The sequence below is a fragment of the Arsenicicoccus cauae genome (genome assembly GCF_009707125.1).
GTDB classification, from domain to species: domain Bacteria; phylum Actinomycetota; class Actinomycetes; order Actinomycetales; family Dermatophilaceae; genus Arsenicicoccus; species Arsenicicoccus cauae.
Map to the genome: position 1 here is coordinate 1 of NZ_WLVL01000043.1, position 24,734 is coordinate 24,734.

Annotated in this window: 25 protein-coding genes; 18 read left to right on the forward strand and 7 right to left on the reverse strand. The window is 72.2% G+C overall.

The features are described from left to right. Both GGG17_RS14035 and GGG17_RS14040 read right to left on the reverse strand, forming a co-directional pair. Positions 1-540 (reverse strand): hypothetical protein (locus tag GGG17_RS14035; protein WP_230083035.1); only part of this gene is annotated, 540 nt, incomplete at its 3' end. A 284-nt stretch (positions 541-824) separates the two neighbouring features. After that, positions 825-1,898 carry a TerC/Alx family metal homeostasis membrane protein gene (locus GGG17_RS14040; protein ID WP_230083032.1) on the reverse strand — a complete coding sequence of 358 codons (1,074 nt, stop codon included), beginning with the start codon at positions 1,896-1,898 and terminating at the stop codon, positions 825-827. Between the two features lie 277 nt (positions 1,899-2,175). Between GGG17_RS14040 and GGG17_RS14045 the strand changes: the two genes are divergently transcribed. Both GGG17_RS14045 and bfr read left to right on the forward strand, forming a co-directional pair. Beyond that, complete coding sequence (locus GGG17_RS14045) at positions 2,176-2,451, forward strand: (2Fe-2S)-binding protein (protein WP_154594337.1); 276 nt, start codon at positions 2,176-2,178, stop codon at positions 2,449-2,451. Beyond that, positions 2,438-2,923, forward strand: coding sequence for a bacterioferritin (gene bfr / locus GGG17_RS14050; protein ID WP_154594338.1), 486 nt, complete (start codon positions 2,438-2,440; stop codon positions 2,921-2,923). The genes GGG17_RS14045 and bfr overlap by 14 nt, the downstream gene beginning before the upstream one ends. Positions 2,924-3,001: 78 nt before the next feature. Here the strand turns inward: bfr and GGG17_RS14055 are convergent, their stop codons facing one another. Continuing rightward, complete coding sequence (locus GGG17_RS14055) at positions 3,002-3,976, reverse strand: 1,4-dihydroxy-2-naphthoyl-CoA synthase (protein ID WP_288799544.1); 975 nt, start codon at positions 3,974-3,976, stop codon at positions 3,002-3,004. 75 nt (positions 3,977-4,051) lie between these two features. Here GGG17_RS14055 and GGG17_RS14060 point away from each other — a divergent pair, with 75 nt between their 5' ends. Then, the gene (locus GGG17_RS14060; RefSeq protein ID WP_154594339.1) at positions 4,052-4,546 is read left to right on the forward strand and encodes an NUDIX hydrolase; all 495 of its coding nucleotides are present in this window, start codon (positions 4,052-4,054) and stop codon (positions 4,544-4,546) included. A 72-nt stretch (positions 4,547-4,618) separates the two neighbouring features. On the opposite strand, the gene GGG17_RS14065 is transcribed toward GGG17_RS14060, so the two are convergent. Continuing rightward, positions 4,619-4,864 (reverse strand): hypothetical protein, encoded by a 246-nt coding sequence (locus tag GGG17_RS14065; protein ID WP_154594340.1) that lies wholly within the window; start codon positions 4,862-4,864, stop codon positions 4,619-4,621. Between the two features lie 56 nt (positions 4,865-4,920). On the opposite strand from GGG17_RS14065, the gene GGG17_RS14070 reads away from it, so the two are divergent. Both GGG17_RS14070 and menD read left to right on the forward strand, forming a co-directional pair. Beyond that, positions 4,921-5,940: an o-succinylbenzoate synthase gene (locus tag GGG17_RS14070; protein ID WP_154594341.1), complete on the forward strand. Its 1,020-nt coding sequence runs from the start codon at positions 4,921-4,923 to the stop codon at positions 5,938-5,940. Further along, complete coding sequence (gene menD, locus GGG17_RS14075; protein WP_154594342.1) at positions 5,937-7,637, forward strand: 2-succinyl-5-enolpyruvyl-6-hydroxy-3-cyclohexene-1-carboxylic-acid synthase; 1,701 nt, start codon at positions 5,937-5,939, stop codon at positions 7,635-7,637. Before GGG17_RS14070 ends, menD begins: the two co-directional genes overlap by 4 nt. Positions 7,638-7,810: 173 nt before the next feature. Here the strand turns inward: menD and GGG17_RS14080 are convergent, their stop codons facing one another. From GGG17_RS14080 to GGG17_RS14090, 3 genes are all read right to left on the reverse strand, one after another. Further along, on the reverse strand, positions 7,811-9,043 hold the full coding sequence (locus GGG17_RS14080) for an isochorismate synthase (protein WP_311966713.1): 1,233 nt from the start codon (positions 9,041-9,043) through the stop codon (positions 7,811-7,813). Positions 9,044-9,108: 65 nt separating this feature from the next. Continuing rightward, the gene (locus tag GGG17_RS14085; protein ID WP_154594343.1) at positions 9,109-10,185 is read right to left on the reverse strand and encodes an alanine racemase; all 1,077 of its coding nucleotides are present in this window, start codon (positions 10,183-10,185) and stop codon (positions 9,109-9,111) included. After that, positions 10,182-11,345 (reverse strand): lipid II:glycine glycyltransferase FemX, encoded by a 1,164-nt coding sequence (locus tag GGG17_RS14090; protein ID WP_230083033.1) that lies wholly within the window; start codon positions 11,343-11,345, stop codon positions 10,182-10,184. Before GGG17_RS14090 ends, GGG17_RS14085 begins: the two co-directional genes overlap by 4 nt. A gap of 98 nt (positions 11,346-11,443) precedes the next feature. Between GGG17_RS14090 and GGG17_RS14095 the strand changes: the two genes are divergently transcribed. The 13 genes from GGG17_RS14095 to nuoK all read left to right on the forward strand — a co-directional run bounded on the left by GGG17_RS14095 (position 11,444) and on the right by nuoK (position 24,731). Beyond that, positions 11,444-12,139 carry a demethylmenaquinone methyltransferase gene (locus GGG17_RS14095; protein ID WP_154594344.1) on the forward strand — a complete coding sequence of 232 codons (696 nt, stop codon included), beginning with the start codon at positions 11,444-11,446 and terminating at the stop codon, positions 12,137-12,139. Positions 12,140-12,419: 280 nt separating this feature from the next. After that, on the forward strand, positions 12,420-13,718 hold the full coding sequence (locus GGG17_RS14100; RefSeq protein ID WP_289033255.1) for a geranylgeranyl reductase family protein: 1,299 nt from the start codon (positions 12,420-12,422) through the stop codon (positions 13,716-13,718). Between the two features lie 73 nt (positions 13,719-13,791). Further along, positions 13,792-14,157 carry an NADH-quinone oxidoreductase subunit A gene (locus GGG17_RS14105; RefSeq protein ID WP_154594345.1) on the forward strand — a complete coding sequence of 122 codons (366 nt, stop codon included), beginning with the start codon at positions 13,792-13,794 and terminating at the stop codon, positions 14,155-14,157. A 3-nt stretch (positions 14,158-14,160) separates the two neighbouring features. Continuing rightward, positions 14,161-14,715, forward strand: a complete 555-nt coding sequence (locus GGG17_RS14110; protein ID WP_154594346.1) for an NADH-quinone oxidoreductase subunit B — start codon at positions 14,161-14,163, stop codon at positions 14,713-14,715. Continuing rightward, positions 14,712-15,452: an NADH-quinone oxidoreductase subunit C gene (locus tag GGG17_RS14115; protein ID WP_154594347.1), complete on the forward strand. Its 741-nt coding sequence runs from the start codon at positions 14,712-14,714 to the stop codon at positions 15,450-15,452. Before GGG17_RS14110 ends, GGG17_RS14115 begins: the two co-directional genes overlap by 4 nt. Continuing rightward, positions 15,452-16,798: an NADH-quinone oxidoreductase subunit D gene (locus tag GGG17_RS14120; protein ID WP_154594348.1), complete on the forward strand. Its 1,347-nt coding sequence runs from the start codon at positions 15,452-15,454 to the stop codon at positions 16,796-16,798. Before GGG17_RS14115 ends, GGG17_RS14120 begins: the two co-directional genes overlap by 1 nt. Further along, the gene (gene nuoE / locus GGG17_RS14125) at positions 16,798-17,730 is read left to right on the forward strand and encodes an NADH-quinone oxidoreductase subunit NuoE (protein ID WP_154594349.1); all 933 of its coding nucleotides are present in this window, start codon (positions 16,798-16,800) and stop codon (positions 17,728-17,730) included. Before GGG17_RS14120 ends, nuoE begins: the two co-directional genes overlap by 1 nt. After that, positions 17,727-19,046 (forward strand): NADH-quinone oxidoreductase subunit NuoF, encoded by a 1,320-nt coding sequence (gene nuoF / locus GGG17_RS14130; RefSeq protein ID WP_288798119.1) that lies wholly within the window; start codon positions 17,727-17,729, stop codon positions 19,044-19,046. The genes nuoE and nuoF overlap by 4 nt, the downstream gene beginning before the upstream one ends. Further along, entirely contained in the window at positions 19,043-21,484 is a 2,442-nt protein-coding gene (locus GGG17_RS14135; protein ID WP_154594350.1) for an NADH-quinone oxidoreductase subunit G, read from the forward strand. Before nuoF ends, GGG17_RS14135 begins: the two co-directional genes overlap by 4 nt. Positions 21,485-21,513: 29 nt before the next feature. After that, positions 21,514-22,911, forward strand: a complete 1,398-nt coding sequence (gene nuoH, locus GGG17_RS14140; RefSeq protein WP_154594366.1) for an NADH-quinone oxidoreductase subunit NuoH — start codon at positions 21,514-21,516, stop codon at positions 22,909-22,911. Continuing rightward, positions 22,904-23,671 carry an NADH-quinone oxidoreductase subunit NuoI gene (gene nuoI / locus GGG17_RS14145; protein ID WP_375804526.1) on the forward strand — a complete coding sequence of 256 codons (768 nt, stop codon included), beginning with the start codon at positions 22,904-22,906 and terminating at the stop codon, positions 23,669-23,671. Before nuoH ends, nuoI begins: the two co-directional genes overlap by 8 nt. Continuing rightward, entirely contained in the window at positions 23,668-24,435 is a 768-nt protein-coding gene (locus tag GGG17_RS14150; RefSeq protein WP_154594351.1) for an NADH-quinone oxidoreductase subunit J, read from the forward strand. Before nuoI ends, GGG17_RS14150 begins: the two co-directional genes overlap by 4 nt. Continuing rightward, a complete protein-coding gene (nuoK, locus tag GGG17_RS14155; RefSeq protein ID WP_019286409.1) occupies positions 24,432-24,731 on the forward strand; it encodes an NADH-quinone oxidoreductase subunit NuoK in 300 nt (99 codons plus the stop codon). Before GGG17_RS14150 ends, nuoK begins: the two co-directional genes overlap by 4 nt. The last annotated feature ends 3 nt before the right edge of the window (positions 24,732-24,734 follow it).

Below are 24,734 nucleotides of genomic sequence, written 5' to 3' on the forward strand. Positions count from 1 at the left end.
ATCTGCGGTGAGGGGCGCCGTCGCGCCCGCGCCCGCGGGACGGCCGCCGGCTGCCTGCTGCACGGCGCGGGTCTGCTCGGTGACGGTCTGCGCCCATGCGCGGTGCTTCGCGACGGCGTCGGTGCGCGTGCGCTGGAGGGTCGCACGGGTGCCCGCCTCGGCGGTCCGCGCGGAGGCGACCCCCGCCTTGGCCGTGCGGGTGGCCGCGCTGTCGATGGGTCGGGCCGTGAGCAGGGCGCCCGGCACGGCGACGGGGCGCAGCAGCCGCGTCATCGTGGCGGCGGAGGGTGCTGTGCGCGCGGAGGAGCGGGACGCCTTGTCCTTGTCCCTCGATGCCGCCACCTGGGACCCCGCCACCTGCGGCGGGGCGGCGACGGCCGTGGCGCGAGGTGCAGCCTCCACGGCCGACGCCTCGGAGACCTGGCCGGGAAGGTTGGTGGTCACCACAGCGGTCGCCGCGGCGACGATGGCCGTGGCGGCGGCGATGCTGGGGGCGGAGGTGCGACGCGAGGGCGCGCGATGACGAGGGTGGTGACGCATGAGAGCCGATCGGGGAGGGGGCGACGGTCAGGTGCTGCGGTGGCACGGCGGCGCCTGGGCCACGAGGCCGGGACAAGGGGACCGCCGGGGCGCCAGCACGCACGAGATGGGCCGACGCGGGAGACGTGCGGCTCGGCCGGTCGACATGTTCCATCCCGACCGGCGGGTGAGCCAAGCACGTCTCTCTAGCATATCGCCCCGGACGGAGTGGCTCGAATCCGCGGAGCACGGCCGTGTGATCCGAGCAACACCCGTCCGGGGGTCGTGGTTGCGTCTCGTGAGACTCAGTAGCGCTGCGCGTCGTGCTCGACGGCGTGGTCGTGAGCGCCGGTGCAGCCGGTGGAGCGGTCGCGCGTGGCCCTCAGGCTCGTGACCGTCACGACGGCCAGCACCGCGACGATGAACACCAGCGACCACAGGGTCGGGACGGTCGTGACGCCCGGCCACACGCCGTGGGCCCAGTGCAGGATCAGCTTGACGGCGATGAAGCCGAGGATGATCGCCAGGCCGTGCCCGAGGTGCACGAGCCGCGACAGCGCCCCCTCGAGCACGAAGTACAGCGCCCGCAGGCCCAGCAGGGCGAACGCGTTGGTGGCGAAGACGAGGTAGGGGTCTCCGGTGATGCCGTAGACCGCGGGCACCGAGTCGATGGCGAAGATGATGTCGGTCCCGAGGACGGCGAGGGTGACCACGGCGAGCGGGGTCAGGGCGCGCCGACCAGCCGACCGGACCGTCATGCGGGTGCCGTGGTACTCCTGCGCGACGGGCCAGACGCGGTTGATCAGGCGGACTACCGGCATCTCGGCCACCGGCTGGTGGTCGGCGTCGGTCATGGCGTCGCGCGCGACCTTGACGGCGGTGACCAGCAGGATGATGCCGAAGAGCAGGAAGGCCCAGTCGAAGCTCGCGATGAGCTGTGCGCCGAGGGCGATGAAGATGCCGCGCAGTACCAGGGCGCCCGCGACACCGATGAGCAGGACGCGCTGCTGCAGCTCCTTCGGGACGGCGAACCCCGCCAGCAGCAGCATGAAGATGAACAGGTTGTCGACCGAGAGCGACTTCTCCACGAGGTAGCCCGTGAAGTACTCCATCCCGGTCTGCGAGCCGTGCTGCGCCCACACCCACCCGCCGAAGAGCAGGGGGAGCGCGATGTAGAACACCGACCAGCTGACGGCCTCGGGCATGGAGACGGCGTGCGGCTTGCGGGTCAGCAGGAAGTCGAGGGCGAACAGCGCCAGCACGGCGCCGAGGGTGGCGGCCCACAGCATGGGCGTGCCGATGGAGTCGATGGCCCCGCCGGAGGGGGCGGCCTGGGCTGCGGCGGGCGCAGCGGCATACGGCATGGACAGGGTCAGCATCAAGGTGGGGTCCTCAGATCGTCGTATGGCGGTCTGAGGTCTCCTTCACCCGCGCCAGGCGTCGGGCCCCCGTCCGAGGCGGCCGTCTGACGCGGCCGCCGGAATGACCGGATCGGGACTGGGAAGTACTCCCCTCGGCGAGCAACGCTAGCCCGACATCCTGGGCGTCGCCTGGACGCACGCTCTCCGACGCAGGGAGCTCGTGGCGCGCGGACGGGGTGTGATCTCGTCCACACCATCTGGTGAGGATGCCCTAAGTGAGGTTAGCCTTGCCGCCATGATCGTCTGCCACTGCCGCATCGTGCGCGACACCGAGATCCTCGAGGTCGCCGCGGCGGAGGGGCCCACCCTCGGGGCCGTCTGCCGGTCCACCGGCGCCGGCACGGTGTGCGGCGGGTGCGTCCCGGCGGTGCGGTCGTTGCTCCAGAGGTTCCGTGAGGACTCCTTCGAGCCGGTCGGCGCTAGGCTGACGCTCGAGCACGCGCTGGCGCCTCAGCTCGCGCGCCTGGCGACCGTCCAATCGGCCCTGGAGGATTCACATGCAGCCGCGTAGCCCCCGGATCATCGAGCTCCTCAACGAGGCGCTGACCTTCGAGCTCACCGTGGTCAACACCTACTTCCTGCACGCGCGCATGCTCGACAACTGGGGTCTGCCCAAGCTCGGCAAGGTGTTCTACGACCTGTCGATCGGCGAGATGAAGGACGCGGACGAGCTCATCGAGCGGATCCTGATGTTCGACGGCCACCCCAACGTGCAGCGGCTCAACCCGATCAGCATCGGCGAGTCCGCCGAGGAGATGCTGCGGCTCGGCCTGGCCAGCGAGGTCGCCGCCGTAGCGCAGTTCAACGCCTCCGCCGAGGAGTGCCACGCGCTCGGTGACCACGCGAGCGCCTCGATCTTCGAGGAGATGGCGCGCGACGAGGAGACCCACGCGGACTGGTTCGAGGGCCAGCTGGACGCGATCGCCCGCACGGGGATCGAGAACTACCTCGCCCTGCAGCTCGCGCCCGGCGAGGCCCCCTGACCGCTCTCGGGTCCCTCGCGGGGCGCGGCCGTCGAGACGGGGCACGGCCGCAGGCCGCGCCTCAGCGATCGTGACGGGTCAGAAGTACCACGGGAAGGGCGACCAGTCGGGGTCGCGCTTCTCCAGGAACGAGTCTCGTCCCTCCACGGCCTCGTCCGTCATGTAGGCCAGGCGCGTCGCCTCCCCGGCGAACACCTGCTGACCGACCAGACCGTCGTCGCTCAGGTTGAACGCGAACTTCAGCATCCGCTGCGCCTGGGGGCTCTTGCCCATGATCTCGGTCGCGACCTGCAGGGCCTCGCGCTCGAGGTCCGCGTGATCGGCCACGATGTTGACCGCGCCCATCCGGTGCATGTCCTCGGCGGTGTAGGACCGACCGAGGAAGAAGATCTCGCGGGCGAACTTCTGACCCACCTGCTTGGCGAGGTAGGCCGAGCCGTAGCCCGCGTCGAACGAGCCCACGTCGGCGTCGGTCTGCTTGAAGCGGGCGTTCTCGCGAGACGCGATCGTCAGGTCGCACACCACGTGCAGGCTGTGCCCGCCGCCGGCCGCCCACCCGTTGACCACGGCCACCACGACCTTGGGCATCGTGCGGATGAGGCGCTGCACCTCCAGGATGTGCAGGCGCCCGCCCGCCGCCTTGACCCGCGCCTCGTCGATGGCGGCGGCGGTCTCGTCGGTGCTGCCCTCCACGGCGTACTGATAGCCGCTGCGCCCACGGATCCGCTGGTCGCCGCCCGTGCAGAAGGCCCAGCCGCCGGTGGTCGCGGACTGGCCGGTGCGCGGCGTGGGACCGTTGCCCGTCAGCAGGACGACTCCCACGTCGGGGGTCATGCGGGCGTGGTCGAGCGCGCGGTAGAGCTCGTCGACGGTGTGTGGGCGGAAGGCGTTGAGGACCTCCGGCCGGTCGAAGGCGACCCGGACCACGCCGTTGGCGCTGCGGGACGGACCGCCCACGCGGCGGTGGTAGGTGATGTCGGTGAGGTCGAAGCCCTCCACCTCCGTCCACTCGGCGGGGTCGAAGGTCTCGCTGACGACGTCCAGGCTGCTCACGGAACCGAGGATAGCCGCGCCGCGTCGCTGCGGTGGCGCGGCGGTGGCGGCGTGCGGTCGGCATACGGTGGAGGTATGCCGATCCCCGAGTTCATCGTCGAGCTGCGCCGCCACGTGGGGCACGCGCCCCTGTGGCTCACCGGTGTCACGTCCGTCGTCCTGCGGGGGGAGGGGGACGAGCAGCAGGTGCTCCTCGTGCGGCGTGCCGACACCGACGAGTGGAGCCCCGTGACCGGCATCGTCGAGCCGGGGCAGGAGGTCCACGAGTCCGCGGTCCGCGAGGTGATGGAGGAGGCGTCCGTGGTCGCCGAGGTCGAGCGGCTGGTGTGGGTGTCGACGACCGAGCCGGTGAGGCACGCCAACGGCGACGAGGCGCAGTACGTCGACCACACCTTCCGCCTGCGGTGGGTCTCGGGTGAGCCGGCGGTCGGGGACGACGAGAACCTCGAGGCACGCTGGTGGCCGGTGCGCGGTGTGCGGGAGGGGGTGCCGTCGATGCGGGCGCACTTCGGCGACCGGGTGCGGGTCGCGCTCGACGACCCTCGCGAGGTCCTCCTCGGGCCAGCCTGATCGGACCTACCGGGACGGGCCTACCGGGACGGGCCTACCGGGACGGGCCCGTCCGGCCGGTCTCGCCCGCGATCACGAGACGGGTGCAGGCTGGTTGCTCAGCCACAGCGCCCAGAGGCTGATCGCGAGCAGCGCGGCGCAGATCGCCGCCATCACCAGGTAGGTCCGCCGCCGTCGCGCGTGCTCGGGCTCCCCGGGTCGCGCGGAGCGGGCCCGGGCGAAGCGCCCCGCGTAGTGCTGGAACCACAGGTCGTTCGGGCGGGCGGCGGCATACGCGGCCACCAGGGTCAGGATCGCCAGCACGATCACGAAGGCCATGAGCCGGTCGGCTCCTCTCGGACGGCTCGGGCCGGCGGCGGGGGATGATGGGCCGTATGCCGACCCGCGCGCTGCCAGCCCTCGACGAGCTGCTCGGACAGATGTCTGTCGTCACGATCCCCCTCCACACGCGCTTCCGCGGGGTGACACACCGTGAGGCCGTGCTGATCCACGGCCCCGCGGGATGGGGCGAGTTCGCGCCGTTCCTGGAGTACGCGCCCGACGAGGCGGCCCGCTGGCTGGCCGCCGCCGTCGAGGCGGCGTGGCTGGGCTGGCCGAAGCCCGTCCGCGAGGCCGTCCCGGTCAACGCCACCGTCCCGGCCGTCGCCGCCCACGAGGTGGCGGGGGTCGTCGCCCGCTTCGACGGCTGCCGGACGGCCAAGGTCAAGGTCGCCGAGCGCGGCCAGTCCCTCGACGACGACCTCGCCCGGGTCGCCGAGGTGCGGCGGGTCATGGGCCCGGGCGCGCGGGTGCGGGTGGACGCCAACGGCGGCTGGTCCGTCGACGACGCGCTGCGGGCGCTCGGAGCCCTGTCGCGCCACGGGCTGGAGTATGCCGAGCAGCCGTGCGCCACCGTGGAGGAGCTCGCCGCGCTGCGGATCGCCTTGGCCCGCAACGGGATCGATGTGGCTGTTGCCGCGGACGAGTCCGTCCGCAAGGCCGAGGACCCGCTGCGCGTGGCCAGGCTGGAGGCGGCCGACCTCGTGGTGGTCAAGGTGGCCCCGCTCGGCGGGGTGCGGGCGGCCCTGCGCGTCGTCGAGGCGTGCGGCCTGCCCGCCGTCGTGTCCTCCGCCCTCGACACCTCGGTGGGCATCCGCGCCGGCGTGGCCCTCGCGGCCGCCCTCCCGTCGCTCGAGCACGCCTGCGGCCTCGGCACGGTCGCGCTGCTGGAGGGCGACGTCGCCGCCGCGCCGCTGCTCCCGAGCGGCGGGGCGCTCGGCATACGACCGGTCGAGGTGCCACCCGACCGGCTCGATGCCCTCGCGGCGGCGTCGAGGCGGACGGCCTGGTGGCGGGACCGGGTCGCCGCGTGCCACGCGGTCCTCGCGTCCGGGTCTGCGAGCATCGGGGCATGAACCCCTCCCAGGCCCTGGCCGAGGTCCTCGTCGACGAGCTGGCCCGGCACGGCGTGACGGACGTGGTGCTGTGCCCCGGATCGCGTTCTGCGCCACTGGCCTACGCCGTGCACGCGGCCGACCAGGTGGGGCGGGTGCGGCTGCACGTGCGGGTCGACGAGCGGTCCGCGGGCTTCCTCGCGCTGGGGCTGGCCAAGGTGTCGCGACGGGTCGTCCCGGTCATCACGACGTCCGGCACGGCCGTCGCCAACCTGCACCCCGCCGTGCTCGAGGCGCACCACGCCGGCGTGCCGCTGCTGGTGCTGTCGTGCGACCGGCCCGCTGAGCTGCTGCGGACCGGCGCCAACCAGACCACGGTGCAGCCGGGCATGTTCGGCGAGGCGCTGCGGTGGCGGCACGAGATCCCGGCCCCCGAGCGTCGGGCCGGGCAGGTCGCCGGATGGCGCTCCGTCGTCTCCCGGGCCTGCGCCGCCGCCACGGGCGCGCTCACGGGGTGGGCGGGCCCGGTGCACCTGGACGTCGGGATGCGAGACCCGTTGACCCCCGGCGACGCTCACGACTGGCCCGAGTCCCTCGAGGGGCGACCGGGCGGCGCCCCGTGGACGTCGGCGGCGACCACGGCGCTGCAGTCGGTGACAGGGGTCGAGGACGTCCCCCGCACCGTGGTGGTGCTCGGCGACCTGCCCGAGCCGGCGATGGCCGACGAGGCGGTGGCGCTCGCGCGGGCGGCGGGGTGGCCGGTGGTGGCGGAGCCGTTCGGGCTGATGGACCGGACGTCGGTCCTGCCCCACGGCCCGCTGCTGCTCACGTGCCGCCCCTGGCTCGAGTCGAGCCTGCCCGCGCGGGTGCTCGTGGTGGGCCGACTGACGCTCACGCGTGACGTCGCCGACCTGCTGCGCCAGGTGGAGCGGGTCGACTGCGTCACGCCGGCGCCCGACTGGCCCGACCCCTCGGCCCGGGTGAGCCGCGTGCACCCGTGGGAAGCCCTGGCCGCCACCGAGATCCACGAGCGCTCCACCGATGATGAGGCCTGGACGGCCCGGTGGCGCGAGGCGGGTGAGCGGCTCGCGGCCACCCCGCTCTGGCCCGCGGACGAGCTGTCCGGGCTGACGGTCGCCTCGACCGTGCTGCGTGAGCTGGCCGAGCAGCCCCAGGGCGCAACGCTGTTCGTCGGGTCGTCGCAGTCCGCCCGCGACCTCGACTGGGCCTCAGGGGACTTCGCGGCGCCGGTGACCGTCGTCGCCTCGCGCGGGCTCGCGGGGATCGACGGATGCGTCTCCACCGCAACGGGACTCGCGCTGGCGTCGGGCGCACCGACGTGGGCGCTGATGGGCGACCTGACCTTCCTGCACGACGCCAACGGGCTGCTCGTCGGCCCCGGTGAGCCGCGACCCGACCTGACGGTCGTGGTGGTCAACGACGACGGCGGCGCGATCTTCGCGACGCTCGAGCACGGGGATCCCTCTCGCGCACGGGAGTTCGAGCGCGTCTTCGGCACGCCGACCGGCACCGAGCTCGGCGCCCTGTGCGCCGCGCACCACGTTGCCCACGAGCGGGTGACGACGACGTCGGCGCTGCGAGAGGCGCTGCGCCGCAAGGCCTCCGGCATACGGGTCGTGGAGGTGCCCCTGGCGCGCACCGGGGTCCGCGCGCTGCGGGCCCAGGTGCGCTCGGCCGTCGCGGCCGTGCTGACCTGAGCGCTGCACTCCCCGACCCCCTCCGCACGCCGACGGCGTGAGGGTTGCGTCCGACATCCTCGTCGCACCTCGCGTCGTGCATGGGCGCACCTCCGGCACCCCGCATGCCGCATGCCGCATGCCGCAAGGCAGTCTCCGGGGAAGGTCCCCAGGGCAGCGCCTGCGCGGTGGACTCAGGAGGACAGGGCGTCGCGCATCGGCACGAGCTTGGCGTCGGACTCGGCCAGCTCGGCCGCGGGGTCCGACCCCGCGACGATGCCGCACCCGGCGAACAACCGGATCTCGCGCGGGTCCTCGGGCGAGATGGCCCCCGACCGCAGCGCGATGCCCCACTCGCCGTCCCCGCCCGCGGAGAGCCAGCCCACGGGTCCGGCATACCGCCCCCGGTCCATGTGCTCGAGCTCCGTGATCAGGGCCTCCGCGGCGTCGCGGGGTGTCCCGCAGACCGCCGCCGACGGGTGCAGGGCCTCAGCCAGCGCCAGCGACGTCGAGCGGGACGACAGCACGCCGGCCACGTCCGTGGCGAGGTGCATGACATTGGGCAGGTGCAGGACGAACGGCGACTCCGGCACGTTGATCGAGTCGCAGTGCGGGGCCAGGCGATCCGCCACGGAGCGGACGGCGAACTCGTGCTCCACGAGGTCCTTGGAGGAGCGGGCCAGATGCGCGGCGAGGGACAGGTCACGCTCGTCGTCGCCCGTCCTGCGGATGGTCCCGGCGAGCACGCGCGAGGTGATGAGGCCTCGCTCGAGCCGGACCAGCATCTCCGGCGTGGCCCCGACGAGCCCGTCGACCGAGAAGGCCCAGGTGTTGGGGTAGCTCGTGCTGAGGCGCTGCAGCAGCCGCCGGGTGTCGAGCGGGGCCAGGCCGCGGGCGGTGAGGTCGCGGGCGAGGACGCACTTGTCGAGCTCGCCGGCGTTGATGCGCGACACGGCCGTCGCGACCGCGCCCATCCACTGGGTCGGCGTCTGCGAGCCGTCGCCGAAGGACACGCCCTGCGGCGACGCCGGCGCGGGGCGGGCCTCGAGGTGGACCGACGGGGTCGGCTGCCCGGCAGGCGTGCACGTCGTCACCCACGCCTCGTCACCTCGCCGTCCCACGACCACCGACGGCACGACCAGCGTGCCGCCCGCGGGCGACGACGAGGAGTAGGCCATGGAGCCGAAGGCCACGAGCCCGGAGCCGGGGCGGCGGACGTCGTCGTCGACGGACCCCTCGGCCACGAGCGCGGTCCACCACCGCGACGTCTCGGCGAAGCGGTCGGCCCCGATGGTGTCGACGCGGGCCGCCTGGCCCCACCCGACGATGCCGTCACCGCGTCGTAGCCACGAGAAGATCGCGGTGGCGGGGAGGTTCGCGGGGACCAGGCCCAGCAGGTCGCCCGGGTCGGCGATGCGGCGCGTCACGACCCGGAGGGAGGGCACGGGAGCGGGCCCGCCCGTGCCTGTGACGGACGACGTGGTCGAGATCGTCACCGTCCGGGGACCCCCGGCGACGCGGCTCCGGTGTCTGCGCCCCGCACCTCGACCTCGTCGAAACGCGTGACGGTGATCCGCATGTCGCACGCCAGCCAGTCGCCCGGGCGCACCGCGTCGCCCGAGGGGACGCTCACCATCGACACCTGCATGTGCGGGACGTCGGCGTAGGTCAGCCGGCGGCCGTCGAGCCGGAACGGTGAGGGAGCCCCACCCAGCTGCGTGGCGACGACCCGGGCGGCCTTGCGCGCCGCCAGGCGCGGCGTCATACGGGGACGAGCGGTCTCGATGCCGACGCCGTGGGCCGTGCCGCCGCCGACGACCGCCAGCCAGCCGTCCTTGCGAGCGGTCCTCTGCGAGTAGCCGATCGAGCGGCCCCTGGCGACCGGGTGCACGTCGATCACCTGGCCGTATGCCGTGAGCGCGGCGGGGTCGCCGAGCCACAGGTCGGTGCCCGTGCGGACCAGCACGGCGGTGTCGCCGGCCGAGCCCGAGAGGCGGCCGACCTCCTCGGCGGTCAGGTGCGAGGCGTAGAGCCGCGGCACCGTGACGCCCAGCTCGCCGAGCCGGTCCAGCAGCGAGGAGACGAGCTCCACCCGGTCGCCGGAGGGCGGGTTGTGCAGGGCCACGCCCTCGCAGTGCTCGTCGCGCAGGGCGTCGACGAGCGAGGGCAGGCGCGTCCACTCGATGCCGTGGCGTCCCATCGGCGAGTCCACCTCGACCACGAACCTGCGCCCGGTGCCGAGCAACTCGCGCAGCATGGTCTCGGATGCCACGGTGTGCACGAGCCGCGCGTCGCCGGGCAGCGCCCCGCCCGGCAGCGCCTCGCCGGGCAGGGTGGGAAAGAGCACGAGCACGTCGCCGTCCGTGGAGGCGAGGGCCTGCTGCGCCTCGGCCGGCGTGCCGACGGCGACGACGGGAGCCTGCACGCGGCGGCACTGCGCCAGGACCCGCTCGGCGCCGACGCCGTAGCCGTCGCCCTTGACCACGGGCACCACCCAGGGGTGCTCGGCGAGGTAGGCGTCGACGTGCGCCTCCCACCGAGGCTGGTCGATGACGAGCTTGAAGGTCATCCGCGCCGCCCGAGGTAGAGCTGGAAGGCCTTGTGCAGCAGACGGTTGATCGGCAGGTCCCACTCGCCGACCCGCTCGTGCACGTCGCAACCCACGGAGATCTTGAAGCGGACCAGCCCCGCGTGCGGGTCGTCGTTGCCGATCTCGTCGGTGATCCCGCGCATGTCGTAGACGGTGCAGCCCTCGGCGAGCGCCCGCTGGATCCCGAACCACTGGGTGCCGTTCATGGCCCGCGCCTCGCGGCGGGCGGTGGTCGAGGCCCCGTAGAGGTACCAGCAGCGGTCGGCCACGGTGATGTTGATGGTGGCGGCGAGCAGCTCGCCGTCCAGCTCGCCGAGCGCCAGCTCGAAGCGGGCGGGCGAGCCGGGGGCACCCATGAGCTCGGCCATGCGGTGGAAGTAGGACTCCGGCCGAGGGGTGAAGCCGTCGCGCTCGGCGGTCTCGACGTAGACGCGGTGGAACGCCGCGACGTCCTCGCGCAGCGTCTCGGGCGTGGCCAGGCGCACCTGCACCCCGGCCTTGGTGGCGGCCTTGATGTTGCGACGCCACTGCTGGTTCATGCCCTTGAGCAGGGACTCCTCGCTCTGCCCGGCGAGCGGGAGCCCCGCGGTGAGGCGAGGCTGCCCGGCCGCGAACCCCGGCCCGTCGTCGGCCCGGGACCACCCGCGCGCCTGGAGCCAGGACACGATGGCGGAGCCGGACGCGTCGACGGCGTCGGCGGGCACGGCATACAGGCTGGTCTGCTCCTCGTCGGCGAGGGCCGCCTTGACCGTCCCGGGCTCCCAGGTGCGCGCGGTCGACGGGCAGCCCACCCGCAGGGTGAAGGCGCCGGACCGGCGGGCGTGCTCGACGAGCGGGCCGAACCACCGCTGCGGGTCCTCGGCGACCTCGTCCCAGGGCAGCACCGGACCCTCGGGCAGGTAGGCCAGCGAGCGGCGGACCTTGGGCAGGCGGCGGTGCAGGACCAGACCGACGCCCTGCACGTCGTCATGCTCGTCGACCCAGGCGATGCGCTCACCCTCCCACTCCGACTTCAGCCTCGCCCAGGAGGAGAGCTGCAGGAAGCTGCCGGAGCGAGCCTCGACGCCCGCGTCCAGGCCCTCGACCGTGAGCGGCACGACGCGCAGGGGCGATCGGGTGGTGGTCGTCGGCTCGGTCATGGTCCTCGTCCGGGTAGGCGGTCGGTCGGGCGCAGGCGAGCCTGGCGCCGGTTCAGGCTACACCGGGGGCACGCGGCCGCCGTGTGAAGATGTCCGTCATGAGCCGAGCCACGCTGTCCAAGCAGCCGCACGAGGTCGCCTCGATGTTCGACGAGACGGCGGGTCGTTACGACCTGATGAACGACGTCATGACCTTCGGACAGATGCGGCTGTGGCGGCGCGCCGTGACGTCGGCGGTGGGCGCCGGCCCGGGCGACACGATCCTGGACATCGCCGCCGGCACCGGCATGAGCAGCCTGCCCTTCGTCGAGGCGGGGGCGCACGTCGTCCCGGCGGACTTCTCGCTGGGGATGCTGCGGGTCGGCAAGGCCCGCCGCGCGTCCCTGCCCTTCACGGCCGCGGACGCGACCCGGCTGCCCTTCGCCGACGACAGCTTCGACGTCGTCACCATGTCCTACGGGCTGCGCAACGTCGTCGACACCGACGCGGCGCTCGCGGAGTTCCTGCGGGTCACCCGCCCAGGGGGTCGCCTGGTGGTGGGGGAGTCGAGCCAGCCCACCAACCGGGCCTTCCGCACCCTCTACACCACCTATCTCATGGGGGCCCTGCCCACGGTGGCCCGGACGCTGTCCAGCAACCCCGACTCCTATGTCTACCTGGCGGAGTCGATGCGGGCCTGGCCCGACCAGCGCACGCTCGCGACCCGGATCCAGCGGGCGGGATGGTCTCAGGTGCAGTGGCGCAACCTCACGGGCGGGATCGCCGCGGTCCACCGGGCGGTCAAGCCCGTATGACCTAGGCCGCGAGCCGCGAGCCGCCCCCGCCCCCGCGTCGCGCGAGGGATCGGGCCCTCGGGTCACGATCAGGCGACGATCTTGTGAAGGCGTGCACAAGTGAGGCTTGCCTAAGGCGACATCGGTGCAGAGCCCTCCTAGACTCCCGGGGTGGTGCGCCTCCTGCCGGGGCGGACGGACCCGTCGAGGCCGACGAGCACGGCAGGCACGGACGCGGCCGACGACGGACGACTGATGCGGAGTGACTGTGACCTCTCGGACGACCCCACGCCCTGCCGGCGTGGAGAGCGCAGACGTCATCGTCGTCGGAGCCGGTCCCGGCGGCTCGGCCACCGCCACCCACCTCGCGCGCCACGGGCTCGACGTCCTCCTGCTCGACAAGGCCACCTTCCCCCGCGACAAGATCTGCGGCGACGGGCTCACCCCCCGTGCCGTCCGCGAGCTGGCGACGCTGGGCGTCTCCACGCGCGAGGAGGACGGCTGGATCCGCAACAAGGGCCTGCGGATCGTCGGGGCGGGGCAGACCTTCGAGCTGGACTGGCCGGAGAGCTCGGCCTTCCCGGGCTACGGCCTGGCCCGCGCCCGTGCGACCCTCGACGAGACCCTGGCCCGGCACGCCGTCGCGACCGGCGCCCGCCTGATGGAGGGCATGAACGTCACCGCCCCCGTCGTCGAGCGTGGCCGGGTCGTCGGCGTCCAGGCCAAGGTGATGCAGGACGGGCGCGCCACGGGCGAGGTCCGCGAGCTGCGGGCACCCGTGGTCATCGCCTCCGACGGCGTCTCCAGCCGGCTCGGGACCGCCGTGGGCCGCCAGAAGCTCGACCGCCGCCCCATGGGCGTCGCGGCGCGCACCTACTACACGAGCCCGCGCACGCACGACGACTACATGGAGTCCTGGCTCGAGCTTTGGGTGCCGGAGGACCCGTATGCCGACCCGGCCGACCCTGCTGCCAAGCGCATCCTGCTGCCCGGCTACGGCTGGATCTTCGCCCTCGGCGACGGGCGGGTGAACGTAGGCCTGGGCATGCTCGACACGTCGCCCGCCTTCGGCCAGGTCGACTACAAGGACCTGCTGCGCCGCTGGGTGGCCACGCTGCCTCCCGAGTGGGAGTGCACCCCCGAGACCATGACCGCCCCCATGCGCGGAGCAGCGCTGCCCATGGCCCTCAACCGTCAGCCGCTGTACGCCGACGGGCTGCTGCTCGTCGGCGACGCCGGGGGGATGGTCAACCCGTTCAACGGCGAGGGGATCGACTACGCCATGGAGGCCGGGCGGCACAGCGCCGAGGTCGTGGTGCAGGCCTTCGCGCGGTCGGACGACGCGGGGCGCGAGCGTGTGTTGCAGGCCTACCCACGGGTCATGAAGGACCAGCTCGGCGGCTACTACACCCTGGGCCGGGGGTTCGCCTCGCTGATCGGCCACCCCGAGGTCATGCGCCTGGCGGTGAGGTACGGCCTGCCGCGCCGGACCCTGATGAAGCTGCTGCTGAAGGTCATGGCCAACCTCGCCGACGAGCACAGCCCCGCGCTGACCGACCGGGCGATCACGGCCCTCACCCGTCTGGTGCCCTCGTCATGACCGCCCGTGAGCGAGCCCACCTGGCTGACCCTAGGATGAAGTCGCAGACCAACCGAAAGGGGTGCGTGGCGGGATGAGCATCAACCCGTATGTGCCGATCCTCTTCCTCTTCGCCCTCGGCGTGGCCTTCGCCGTGGTGTCGGTGCTCGTCTTCGGCTTCATCGGCCCCAGGCGCTACAACCGCGCGAAGCTCGACTCCTACGAGTGCGGCATCGAGCCCAGCCCGGTGGCCAAGGGCGGAGGTCGCGTCCCGGTCAAGTACTACGTGACCGCGATGCTCTTCATCATCTTCGACGTGGAGTCGCTGTTCCTGCTGCCGTTCGCGGTGGCGTTCGACCGGCTCGGGCTCTTCGCCCTGGTCGAGATGGTGCTGTTCGTGCTGACCGTCTTCATCGCGTACGCCTACGTCTGGCGTCGCGGCGGATTGGAGTGGGACTGACCCATGGGTGTAGAAGACAAGATCCCGTCGGGCATCGCCCTGACGACGCTGGAGGCGGTCGCCGGGCAGATGCTGCACCGCTCGATGTGGCCCGCGACCTTCGGCCTGGCCTGCTGCGCGATCGAGATGATGGCCTCGGGCGGCCCCGACTTCGACATCGCCCGCTACGGCATGGAGCGCTTCTCGGCGACCCCGCGTCAGGCCGACCTGATGATCGTCGCCGGCCGCTGCTCGCAGAAGTTCGCCCCGGTGGTCCGCCAGGTCTGGGACCAGATGCCCGAGCCCAAGTGGTGCATCGCCATGGGCGTGTGCGCCAGCTCGGGGGGCATGTTCAACAACTATGCGATCGTCCAGGGCGTGGACCACATCGTGCCGGTCGACGTGTACCTCCCCGGCTGCCCGCCGCGGCCGCAGATGCTGTTCAACGCCATCTTGACGCTGCACGACTACGTCAAGACGTCCCCCCAGGGCGTCAACCGCGAGGAGGCGGCCCGCGCCGCCGAGCGGGCCGCCATGGAGGCCACCCCCCTCCACCTGCAGAAGGGCCTGCTCGCATGACCGACGACATGCTCCCTGCCGAGGCGCAGGGCGAGGCCGCGCGCCGGTTGCCCGTCGAGGGCGGGTCGCTGCGTCCCGTCGAGATGGGGCGGCGCCACGGCATGTTCGGTGGCTCCCGTGGCGGTGACACCTCCGGGTACGGCGGCCTCGTCTCCCCGGTGCTCTTCCCCGGGCAGTCCGAGCGCCCCTACGGCTCGTACTTCGACCACGTCGCCGACACCCTGGAGAAGGCCCTGCTGGGCGGCTCCGCGTCGTTCGCCGAAGCCATCGACCGGGTGGTGGTCGACCGCGGCGAGATGACCCTGCACGTCCGCCGGCAGCACCTGGTGGCCGTGGCGCAGGCGCTGCGCGACCACCCCGGTCTGCGCTTCGAGATGTGCACGGGCGTGTCGGGCGTGCACTACCCCCAGGTCGAGGGTGCCGAGCTGCACGCGGTGTACCACCTGCTCTCCCTCACCCACGGGTCCCGCCGGGTCCGGCTCGAGGTCAGCTGCCCCGACGCCGACCCGCACATCCCGTCGGTGACCTCGGTGTGGCCGGGGGTCAACTGGCACGAGCGCGAGACCTGGGACTTCTTCGGGATCGTCTTCGACGACCACCCGGCGCTGACCCGCATCATGATGCCGGACGACTGGCCCGGTCATCCCCAGCGCAAGGACTACCCCCTCGGCGGTGTCCCGGTGGAGTACAAGGGTGCCACCGTCCCGCCCCCGGACCAGCGGAGGTCGTACAACTGATGAGCACCGCACGCAGCGAGTTCACGGCCACCGGCGGCGCCGGCCAGGACGAGGAGGGCTACGAGCTGACCTCGGTCGGCGGGGACTGGGACGACCTGGCCCAGGAGGCGATCGAGCACTCCGACGAGCGGATCGTGGTCAACATGGGCCCCCAGCACCCCTCCACCCACGGGGTGCTCCGCCTGGTCCTCGAGCTGGACGCCGAGACGGTCACCGACGCCCGCGTGGGCATCGGCTACCTGCACACCGGTATCGAGAAGAACATGGAGTACCGCTCCTGGACCCAGGGCGTGACCTTCTGCACGCGCATGGACTACCTCACGCCCCTCTTCCAGGAGGCCGCCTACTGCCTGGCGATCGAGAAGCTCCTCGGCATCACCGACCAGGTGCCCGAGCGCGCCAACGTCATCCGTGTCCTGATGATGGAGCTCAACCGCATCGGCTCCCACCTGGTCTGCACCGGCACCGGCGGCATGGAGCTCGGCGCCACCACGGTCATGGAGTTCGGCTTCCGTGAGCGCGAGCGCATCCTGCGATTCTTCGAGGCGGTCACCGGCCTGCGGATGAACCACGCCTACATCCGCCCCGGCGGCGTCATCCAGGACGTCCCCGCCGAGGCCATCCGTGACCTGCGCGCGGAGCTGCCGGACCTGCGCCGCGGCATCCATGAGCTGGAGCTGCTGATCAACGAGCAGCCCATCCTCAAGGGCCGCATGGAGAACGTCGGCTACCTCGACCTGACCGGATGCATGGCGCTGGGCGTCACCGGGCCCATGCTGCGCGCGACCGGCTACCCCTACGACCTGCGCAAGGCCGAGCCCTACTGCGGCTACGAGACCTACGACTTCGAGGTGGCGACCTGGGACACGTCCGACGCCTACGGACGCCTGCGCCTGCGCTTCACCGAGATGTGGGAGTCCCTCAAGATCGTCGAGCAGTGCCTCGACCGCCTGGAGGCCACCCCCGGGCCGGTCATGGTCGACGACAAGAAGATCGCCTGGCCCGCCCAGCTGGCCATCGGCGGTGACGGGATGGGCAACTCCCTCGAGCACATCCGCGAGATCATGGGCGAGTCGATGGAGTCCCTCATCCACCACTTCAAGCTGGTGACCGAGGGCTTCCGCGTCCCGGCGGGCCAGGCCTACCAGGCGGTGGAGTCGCCCAAGGGGGAGCTCGGCTGTCACCTCGTCTCGATGGGCGGCACCCGCCCGCACCGTGCGCACTTCCGGGACCCGGGATTCAACAACCTGCAGTCCGTGGCGGCGATGTGCGAGGGCGCCCAGGTGGCGGAGGTCATCGTGGCCGTCGCCTCGGTCGACCCGGTTCTCGGAGGAGTGGACCGCTGATGTCAGCTTTCGATGCCCCCAACTACGGCACCCAGCCCAACCACCTCGAGCAGCCCTGGGAGCCCGAGGTCGCGGAGCGGTTGCGCGGCGACGCGGCGGCCGTGGTCGCGCGCTACCCGCAGAAGCGCTCGGCGCTGCTGCCCCTCCTGCACCTCGTCCAGAGCGTGGACGGCTACGTCTCCACGCGCGGCATCGAGCTGGCCGCCGAGTTCGCCGGGGTGACGGCGGCCGAGGCTTCCGGCGTGGCGACCTTCTACACGCAGTACAAGCGCCACCGCAACGGCGACTACCTCGTCGGTGTCTGCACGAACTCCCTGTGCGCCGTCATGGGGGGCGACCAGATCTGGGACGACATCAGCGACTACCTCGGTGTCGGCCACGACGAGACCACGCCCGACGGCACGATCACCCTCGAGCGGCTCGAGTGCAACGCCGCCTGCGACTTCGCGCCCGTCGTGATGGCCAACTGGGAGTTCTTCGACAACATGACCCCGCGGTCCACCCGGGAGCTCGTCGACGCCCTGCGCGCCGGGCAGGCCGTCCGTCCCACGCGCGGCCCGGACCGCGTGCACACCTTCAAGGAGGTGTCCCGGGTGCTCGCCGGCTTCCTCGACGGGCATGCCGACGAGGGCCCGAGCGGCGGCGCGGCGACCATGCGCGGCCTGCGCATCGCCCGCGAGCACGGCTGGGACATGCCCTCCTCCGCCCGCGCCGGCGAGGAGGCCACCGGACCGGTCCCCGGCGCCGACGGGGCGGGGACGAGCGAGAATGGCAAGGTCGACGCGCAGCCCGGCCCGGGCGAGAAGCAGAGCTCGGCCGAGGCCGAGGCCGCCGCGGGCAAGAGCTCCGAGGCCAAGCAGCCCGCAACGTCGCCCGTCGACGACGCGGCCTCCGCCGGCAACACCTCCGACCCCAAGGGGGACACCAAGTGACCACCACCGCGCTGACCCCTGTCCTCAGCCGCACCTGGGACCAGGAGCGCTCCTGGACGCTGGCGACCTACGAGGCCAGGGCGGAGGGCTACCAGGCCCTGCGCAAGGCCCTGTCGATGGAGCCCGACGCCGTGCTGGGCGCGGTCAAGGACTCCAACATTCGCGGTCGCGGAGGCGCCGGGTTCCCCACCGGCCTCAAGTGGAGCTTCATGGCACCCCCGGACGGCGGCCCCCGCTACATCGTGGTCAACGCCGACGAGTCCGAGCCGGGCACCTGCAAGGACATCCCGCTCATGATGGCGGCCCCGCACCACCTGATCGAGGGGCTCGCCATCGCCACCCACGCCGTCCAGGGCGAGCTGGGGTTCATCTACCTGCGCGGAGAGGTCGTCCACGTCTACCGCCGCCTGCTGCGCGCCGTGGAGGAGGCTCGCGCCGCGGGATACCTCGGCGAGGACGCCATGGGCACCGGCAAGCGGCTCGACATCGTCGTGCACGCCGGCGCCGGCGCCTACATCTGCGGCGAGGAGACCGCCCTGCTCGACTCCCTCGAGGGTCGCCGCGGGCAGCCGCGCCTCAAGCCGCCGTTCCCCGGGGCCCAGGGCCTGTACGCCCGCCCCACCTCGGTCAACAACGTCGAGTCCATCGCCTCCGTGCCGGGGATCCTGCTCCACGGCCCCGAGTGGTTCAAGGGCATGGGGACCGAGAAGTCGACCGGCCACGGCATCTTCTCCGTCTCCGGGCACGTGACCAACCCGGGTCAGTTCGAGGCGCCCTTCGGCATCACCATGCGCGAGCTGATCGAGCTGTGCGGCGGCATGCGCGACGGACGCCGCCTGAAGTTCTGGACGCCGGGCGGCTCCTCGACGCCGATCTTCACCGAGGAGCACCTCGACGTGCCGCTCGACTTCGACTCGGTCGCCGCGGCCGGCTCGATGCTCGGCACCCGCGCCCTGCAGGTGTTCGACGAGACCGTGTCCGTCGTGCGGGTCGTGTCCCGGTGGACCGACTTCTACCGCCACGAGTCCTGCGGCAAGTGCACCCCCTGCCGCGAGGGCACCTGGTGGCTCAAGCAGATCATGGAGCGGCTCGAGGTGGGCCAGGGGCACGAGGGCGACATCGAGAAGCTCCTGGACATCTGCGACAACGTCCTGGGCCGGTCCTTCTGCGCCCTCGGCGACGCCGCCACCACGCCGATCTCGTCGGCCATCAAGCACTTCCGCGAGGAGTTCGAGGCCGGCATGCACACGCCCTGGTACGACCTCTTCCCGCCGGAGGCGTCCACTCTCTTCGCGAAGGAGTCGGTGTCCCGATGACCGCCCCCACCACCAGCGCCGCCGACCTGGTGACGCTGACCATCGACGGTGTCGAGGTCCGGGCGCCCAAGGGCACCCTGATCATCCGGGCCGCCGAGCAGATCGGCATCCAGATCCCGCGCTTCTGCGACCACCCGCTGCTGGACCCGGCCGGCGCCTGCCGCCAGTGCCTCGTGGAGGTCGCGACGCCGGGGCGCGACGGCAAGATCGCCCCCATGCCCAAGCCCCAGGCCGCCTGCACCATGACGATCGCGCCGGGCATGGAGGTCAAGACCCAGCTGACCTCGCCCGTGGCAGAGAAGGCCCAGGACGGCGTGATGGAGCTGCTGCTCATCAACCACCCGCTGGACTGCCCGGTCTGCGACAAGGGCGGGGAGTGCCCCCTGCAGAACCAGGCGATGACCAACGGTCGGGCGACGTCCCGCTTCGAGGACGTCAAGCGGACCTACGCCAAGCCGGTCAACATCTCCTCGCAGGTGCTGCTCGACCGCGAGCGGTGCGTCCTGTGCCAGCGGTGCACGCGCTTCTCCGAGCAGATCGCCGGCGACCCGTTCATCTCGCTGACCGAGCGCGGCGCCGCCTCGCAGATCGGCATCTACCAGGAGAAGCCCTTCCAGTCCTACTTCTCCGGCAACACGGTGCAGATCTGTCCGGTGGGCGCGCTCACAGGGGCTGCCTACCGGTTCCGCTCGCGCCCGTTCGACCTCGTCTCGACCCCCGGCACCTGCGAGCACTGCGCGTCCGGGTGCTCCATCCGCACCGACCACCGCCGCGGCGTGGTCCTGCGGCGCCTGGCCTCCAACAACCCCGAGGTCAACGAGGAGTGGAACTGCGACAAGGGTCGCTGGGCCTTCCAGTACGCCACGCAGGCCGACCGGCTGGACATGCCGCTGGTGCGGCGCGAGGACGGGGAGCTCCACGTCGCCTCCTGGCCCGAGGCGCTCGCCGTGGCCGCCGCCGGCCTCGAGCGCGCCCGCAGCTCGGGCGTGCTGGTGGGTGGCCGCGCCTCCATCCACGACGCCTACGCCTACAGCAAGTTCGCGCGTACGGTCCTCGGCACCAACTCGATCGACTTCCGCGCCCGTCCCCACTCCGTGGAGGAGGCCGAGTTCCTGGCGTCCCACGTGGCGCTCACCGCGCCCGACCACGGCGCGGTGACCTACGCCGACCTCGAGCAGGCCAAGGTCGTCCTCCTGGTGGGCCTCGAGCCCGAGGACGAGTCCCCGATCGTCTTCCTCCGGCTGCGCAAGGCGTTCCGCAAGAACCGCCTCAAGATCTTCACCGTGGCGCCCTACGCCTCCCGCGGCACGACCAAGCTCGGGGCCACCGTCCTGCAGGCCGCGCCGGGCCTCGAGGGTGAGGTGCTCTCAGCGGTGCGTGACGGCGAGGGCGCCTTCGCCGAGGCTGGCACCGCGCTGCGCGAGGCCGGCTCCGACGCCGTCATCCTGGTCGGCGAGCGGCTCGCCGCCACCTCCGGTGGCTACTACGGCGTGCTGGATCTGGCGCGCGCCACGGGCGCTCGTGTCGCGTGGATCCCCCGCCGGGCGGGGGAGCGCGGCGCGCTCGAGACCGGCTGCCTGCCGAGCCTCCTGCCTGGTGGGCGCCCCGTCACGGCTGAGGGCATCGCCTCGTTGGCCCAGACCTGGGACGCCGCGACGCTGCCCACCGAGCCAGGCCTGGACACGTCGGCGATGCTGCTCGCGGCGGCGCGCGGCGAGCTCGACGCCCTCGTGGTCGGCGGCGTCGAGGCGGACGACCTGCCCGACCCGAGGACGGCCCGTGAAGGCCTCGAGCGAGCGTTCGTCGTGTCGCTCGAGCTGCGGGAGTCGTCCGTCACCCGCCTCGCCGACGTCGTGCTGCCGGTGGCCGCCTTCTCGGAGAAGTCCGGCGCCTTCCTCGACTGGGAGGGGCGCGTGGGTCCCTTCCAGGCGGCCCTCGAGACCGAGCTGATGAGCGACTACCGGGTCCTCGACCTGCTCGCGGGCGAGCTCGGGTCGTACCTCGGGGCGCGGACCGCCAGCCAGGTGGAGAGCGAGATGCGCCGGCTCGGACCCTGGACGGGGGCCCGGCAGGGGGTCAACCCCGCTGCCCCCACGGCGCCCAGCCGCACCGGCGGCGACCGGGCGGTCCTCGCGACCTGGCACCAGCTGCTCGACGGTGGCTCGCTGCAGGACGGTGAGCCCTACCTCGCCGGCACCGCCATCGAGCCCGTGGCTCGGATGTCCGCCGTCACCGCGGAGGCCGCCGGCCTGTCCGACGCAGAGATCGTCACGGTCGGGTCCGACGCCGGGACGGTGGCCTACCCCGTCCGGATCACCGAGGACATGGCCGACCACGTGGTCTGGGTCCCCACCAGCTCGGCGGGCCAGTCGGTCCGCTCCCGCCTCGTCGTCGACAACGGCGATGTCGTCACGCTGACGAAGGGTGTTGCGCAGTGAGCACTTTCCCGACCCTCGCGGCCTCCGCCCTGGCGGGCTCCGGCCGCCTCGCGACGGAGCTCGCCCCCGGCGGGACCTACCGCGCGGACTTCAGCGACACCCCGTGGTGGCTGACCCTCGTCAAGGCGCTGCTCGTCTTCGTCTATCTGATGCTCAGCGTCGTCGTGGTGATCTGGTTCGAGCGTCGCGTCGTCGGGTTCCTGCAGCAGCGGCCCGGACCCAACCGGTTCGGCCCGGGCGGCGTCTTCCAGACCCTCGCCGACGGGTTCAAGCTCGTGTGGAAGGAAACCTTCACCCCGGCCAAGGCCGACACGTTCATGTACAACCTGGCGCCCATCATCGCTGGGTCCACGGCCTTCATCGGGTTCGCGATCATCCCGCTGGCGGGCGAGGTCAACCTCTTCGGCCACCGCACCCCCCTGCAGCTGACCGACCTACCCGTCGCCGTGCTGCTCGTGCTGGCGGCCGGCTCCATCGCCGCCTACGGTTTCGTCCTCGCCGGCTGGTCGAGCGGATCGACCTACCCCCTGCTCGGTGGCCTGCGGTCCACGGCGCAGGTGATCTCCTACGAGATCGCGATGGGCCTGTCCCTGGTCGCGGTCTTCCTGTACGCCGGGTCGATGTCCACCTCGCAGATCGTCGCCAAGCAGGCGAGCCTGTGGTTCGTGATCCCCGCGATCTTCTCGTTCATCGTCTACGTCATCTGCATGTTCGGCGAGACCAACCGCCTGCCGTTCGACCTCGCCGAGGGCGAGGGCGAGATCGTCGGCGGCTACCACACCGAGTACTCCGGCATGAAGTTCGGCATGTTCTTCCTCGGTGAGTACGTCAACATGTTCACGGTCTCGGCCCTCGCCACCACGCTGTTCCTCGGTGGCTGGCAGGCGCCGCCGCCGCTCACGCTGATCAACGACGGCATGCTCAACCACGGCTGGTGGGGCCTGCTGTGGTTCACCCTGAAGCTGTGGGGCTTCATGTTCTTCTTCGTGTGGGTCCGCGGCACGCTGCCCCGCACGCGCTACGACCACTTCATGGCGTTCGGCTGGAAGCTCCTGATCCCCCTCACCCTGGTGTGGGTCATGGCCGTGGCCTTCGTCCGGGCCGCCATGCTCGGCCACCTCGGCGAGGCCTCGGTCTCGGCCTTCGGCCGGTCTTTCTACGTCTCCCTGCTGATCATCATCGGGGTCTTCCTGCTAGGCGCAGTCGTGGCGACCTGGCTCATCGAGAGCCGCAACGAGGCCCGTCGGGAGGCGGCGCAGCCCGAGCGCCCCTCCGAGATCGACCCCTTCGCCGGCGGCCACCCCGTGCCCCCCCTGCCCGGCCAGACGCTGCGCGAGCCCACGCATGCGAGCCACCGCTCGGTGACCGCCGGCTCGGCCGCGGGCCGCAGCTCCGCGAACGACCACGAGGAGGACCACCGTGGCTGACTCCAAGCCCGAGCCCGGCAGCTCGCTCGACCCCGCCGCCCGCAGGGGAGGCGAGGTCAGCCGCGAGCACCGTGCCGAGCACGACGAGCGACCCAGGGCGGGCTTCCTGACGGAGGCCCTGGGCCCTCAGGCCGGCTTCGGCGTCAGCCTGCGGACCCTCTTCCGCAAGCGCCACACCGAGGAGTACCCCGAGGTGAAGCGTCCGACCGCGGCGCGCTTCCACGGGCGGCACCAGCTCAACCGGCACCCCGACGGGCTCGAGAAGTGCGTCGGCTGCGAGCTGTGCGCCTGGGCCTGCCCGGCCGACGCGATCCTCGTCGAGGGCGCCGACAACACCGAGGAGGCGCGGTTCTCGCCCGGCGAGCGCTACGGCCGCGTCTACCAGATCAACTACCTGCGCTGCATCTTCTGCGGCCTGTGCATCGAGGCCTGTCCGACGCGCGCCCTGACGATGACCAACTTCTACGAGCTCGCCGACCACACGCGTGGCGAGATGATCTTCGAGAAGCACCAGCTCCTCGCCCCGGTGCAGGAGGGCATGATCGCCGCGCCGCACCCCATGGTCGAGGGCATGGAGGAGCGCGACTACTTCCTCGGGCGCGTCACCACGGCGACGCCCGCCCAGCAGGCGTGGGTCGACGAGCACGGCGCGCACCCGGCCGACGGCACCGCGCCGACCGGCGACCCCGTGGAGGGCACCGACACGATCAGCTCCGGCCAGCAGGCCACCCGAGACTCGGTGAAGGGAGTCCGGCGATGACCTCCAGCGGCGAGGCCGTCTTCTTCTGGATCACGTCGATCGTCTGCGTGCTCGCGGCGCTCGGCCTGATCTTCGCCCGCAAGGCGGTCTACGCCGCCATGTGCATGGCCGTGATCATGGTCAACCTGGGGGCGATCTACCTCGCCCAGGGCGCCGACTTCCTCGGCATCGTCCAGGTGGTCGTCTACACCGGCGCTGTGATGATGCTGTTCCTGTTCGTCCTGATGATGATCGGCGTCGACTCGGCGGACTCCACGGTGGAGACCCACAAGGGCATCCGCACCTGGGGCGTGCTGCTGGGCCTGGGCCTGGGTGTCCTGCTGATCGCCGTGATCGGCCAGTCCCGGCTCCCGGCCCCCGTCGGTCTGGACAAGGCCAACGCCGCGGGCAACGTCAACGGTCTCGCCGACCTGATCTTCGGCCCCTACGTCTGGACCTTCGAGCTGACGTCCGCGCTGCTCATCACCGCTGCCCTTGCGGCGATGGTGCTCGCGCACCGCGAGCGGCTCGTCCCCAAGACCACGCAGCGGGCCTACTCGGAGCGACGCTTCAAGACCGGTCGGTTCCCGGCCGGCAAGCCGGCCCCCGGCGTGTACGCCCGGCACAACGCGGTCGACACCCCCGCACTCCTGCCGGACGGCACCCCCTCCGAGCTGTCGGTCTCGGCTGTCCTGGAGGCCCGCGGCCAGGTGGCGCGGCCCGGCCAGTTCGAGGACATCGAGCACGCCATCGAGCGTGAGATCGAGGAGGGGCGCACGCGATGAGCCTCATGAACTACATCTACCTCGCGACGATCCTGTTCAGCCTCGGAGCCGTCACGGTGCTCGTGCGGCGCAACGCGATCATCGTCTTCATGGGCGTCGAGCTCATGCTCAACGCAGCCAACCTGGCGTTCGTGACGTTCGCGCGCATGCACGGCACGCTCGAGGGCCAGGCCATCGCTCTGTTCGTGATGGTGGTGGCGGCGGCCGAGGTCGTGGTGGGCCTCGCCATCATCATGTCCATCTTCCGCGCTCGCCGGTCGGCCTCGGTCGACGACGCCAACCTGCTGAAGCTGTAAAGG

Bases quoted from the DNA above. Each gene is read 5' to 3' on its own strand.
- GGG17_RS14040 (WP_230083032.1), bottom strand. From the start codon at position 1,898: ATGCTGACCCTGTCCATGCCGTATGCCGCTGCGCCCGCCGCAGCCCAG.
- GGG17_RS14045 (WP_154594337.1), top strand. From the start codon at position 2,176: ATGATCGTCTGCCACTGCCGCATCGTGCGCGACACCGAGATCCTCGAG.
- bfr (WP_154594338.1), top strand. From the start codon at position 2,438: ATGCAGCCGCGTAGCCCCCGGATCATCGAGCTCCTCAACGAGGCGCTG.
- GGG17_RS14060 (WP_154594339.1), top strand. From the start codon at position 4,052: ATGCCGATCCCCGAGTTCATCGTCGAGCTGCGCCGCCACGTGGGGCAC.
- GGG17_RS14065 (WP_154594340.1), bottom strand. From the start codon at position 4,864: ATGGCCTTCGTGATCGTGCTGGCGATCCTGACCCTGGTGGCCGCGTAT.
- GGG17_RS14070 (WP_154594341.1), top strand. From the start codon at position 4,921: ATGCCGACCCGCGCGCTGCCAGCCCTCGACGAGCTGCTCGGACAGATG.
- menD (WP_154594342.1), top strand. From the start codon at position 5,937: ATGAACCCCTCCCAGGCCCTGGCCGAGGTCCTCGTCGACGAGCTGGCC.
- GGG17_RS14085 (WP_154594343.1), bottom strand. From the start codon at position 10,185: ATGACCTTCAAGCTCGTCATCGACCAGCCTCGGTGGGAGGCGCACGTC.
- GGG17_RS14090 (WP_230083033.1), bottom strand. From the start codon at position 11,345: ATGACCGAGCCGACGACCACCACCCGATCGCCCCTGCGCGTCGTGCCG.
- GGG17_RS14095 (WP_154594344.1), top strand. From the start codon at position 11,444: ATGAGCCGAGCCACGCTGTCCAAGCAGCCGCACGAGGTCGCCTCGATG.
- GGG17_RS14105 (WP_154594345.1), top strand. From the start codon at position 13,792: ATGAGCATCAACCCGTATGTGCCGATCCTCTTCCTCTTCGCCCTCGGC.
- GGG17_RS14110 (WP_154594346.1), top strand. From the start codon at position 14,161: ATGGGTGTAGAAGACAAGATCCCGTCGGGCATCGCCCTGACGACGCTG.
- GGG17_RS14115 (WP_154594347.1), top strand. From the start codon at position 14,712: ATGACCGACGACATGCTCCCTGCCGAGGCGCAGGGCGAGGCCGCGCGC.
- GGG17_RS14120 (WP_154594348.1), top strand. From the start codon at position 15,452: ATGAGCACCGCACGCAGCGAGTTCACGGCCACCGGCGGCGCCGGCCAG.
- nuoE (WP_154594349.1), top strand. From the start codon at position 16,798: ATGTCAGCTTTCGATGCCCCCAACTACGGCACCCAGCCCAACCACCTC.
- GGG17_RS14135 (WP_154594350.1), top strand. From the start codon at position 19,043: ATGACCGCCCCCACCACCAGCGCCGCCGACCTGGTGACGCTGACCATC.
- GGG17_RS14150 (WP_154594351.1), top strand. From the start codon at position 23,668: ATGACCTCCAGCGGCGAGGCCGTCTTCTTCTGGATCACGTCGATCGTC.
- nuoK (WP_019286409.1), top strand. From the start codon at position 24,432: ATGAGCCTCATGAACTACATCTACCTCGCGACGATCCTGTTCAGCCTC.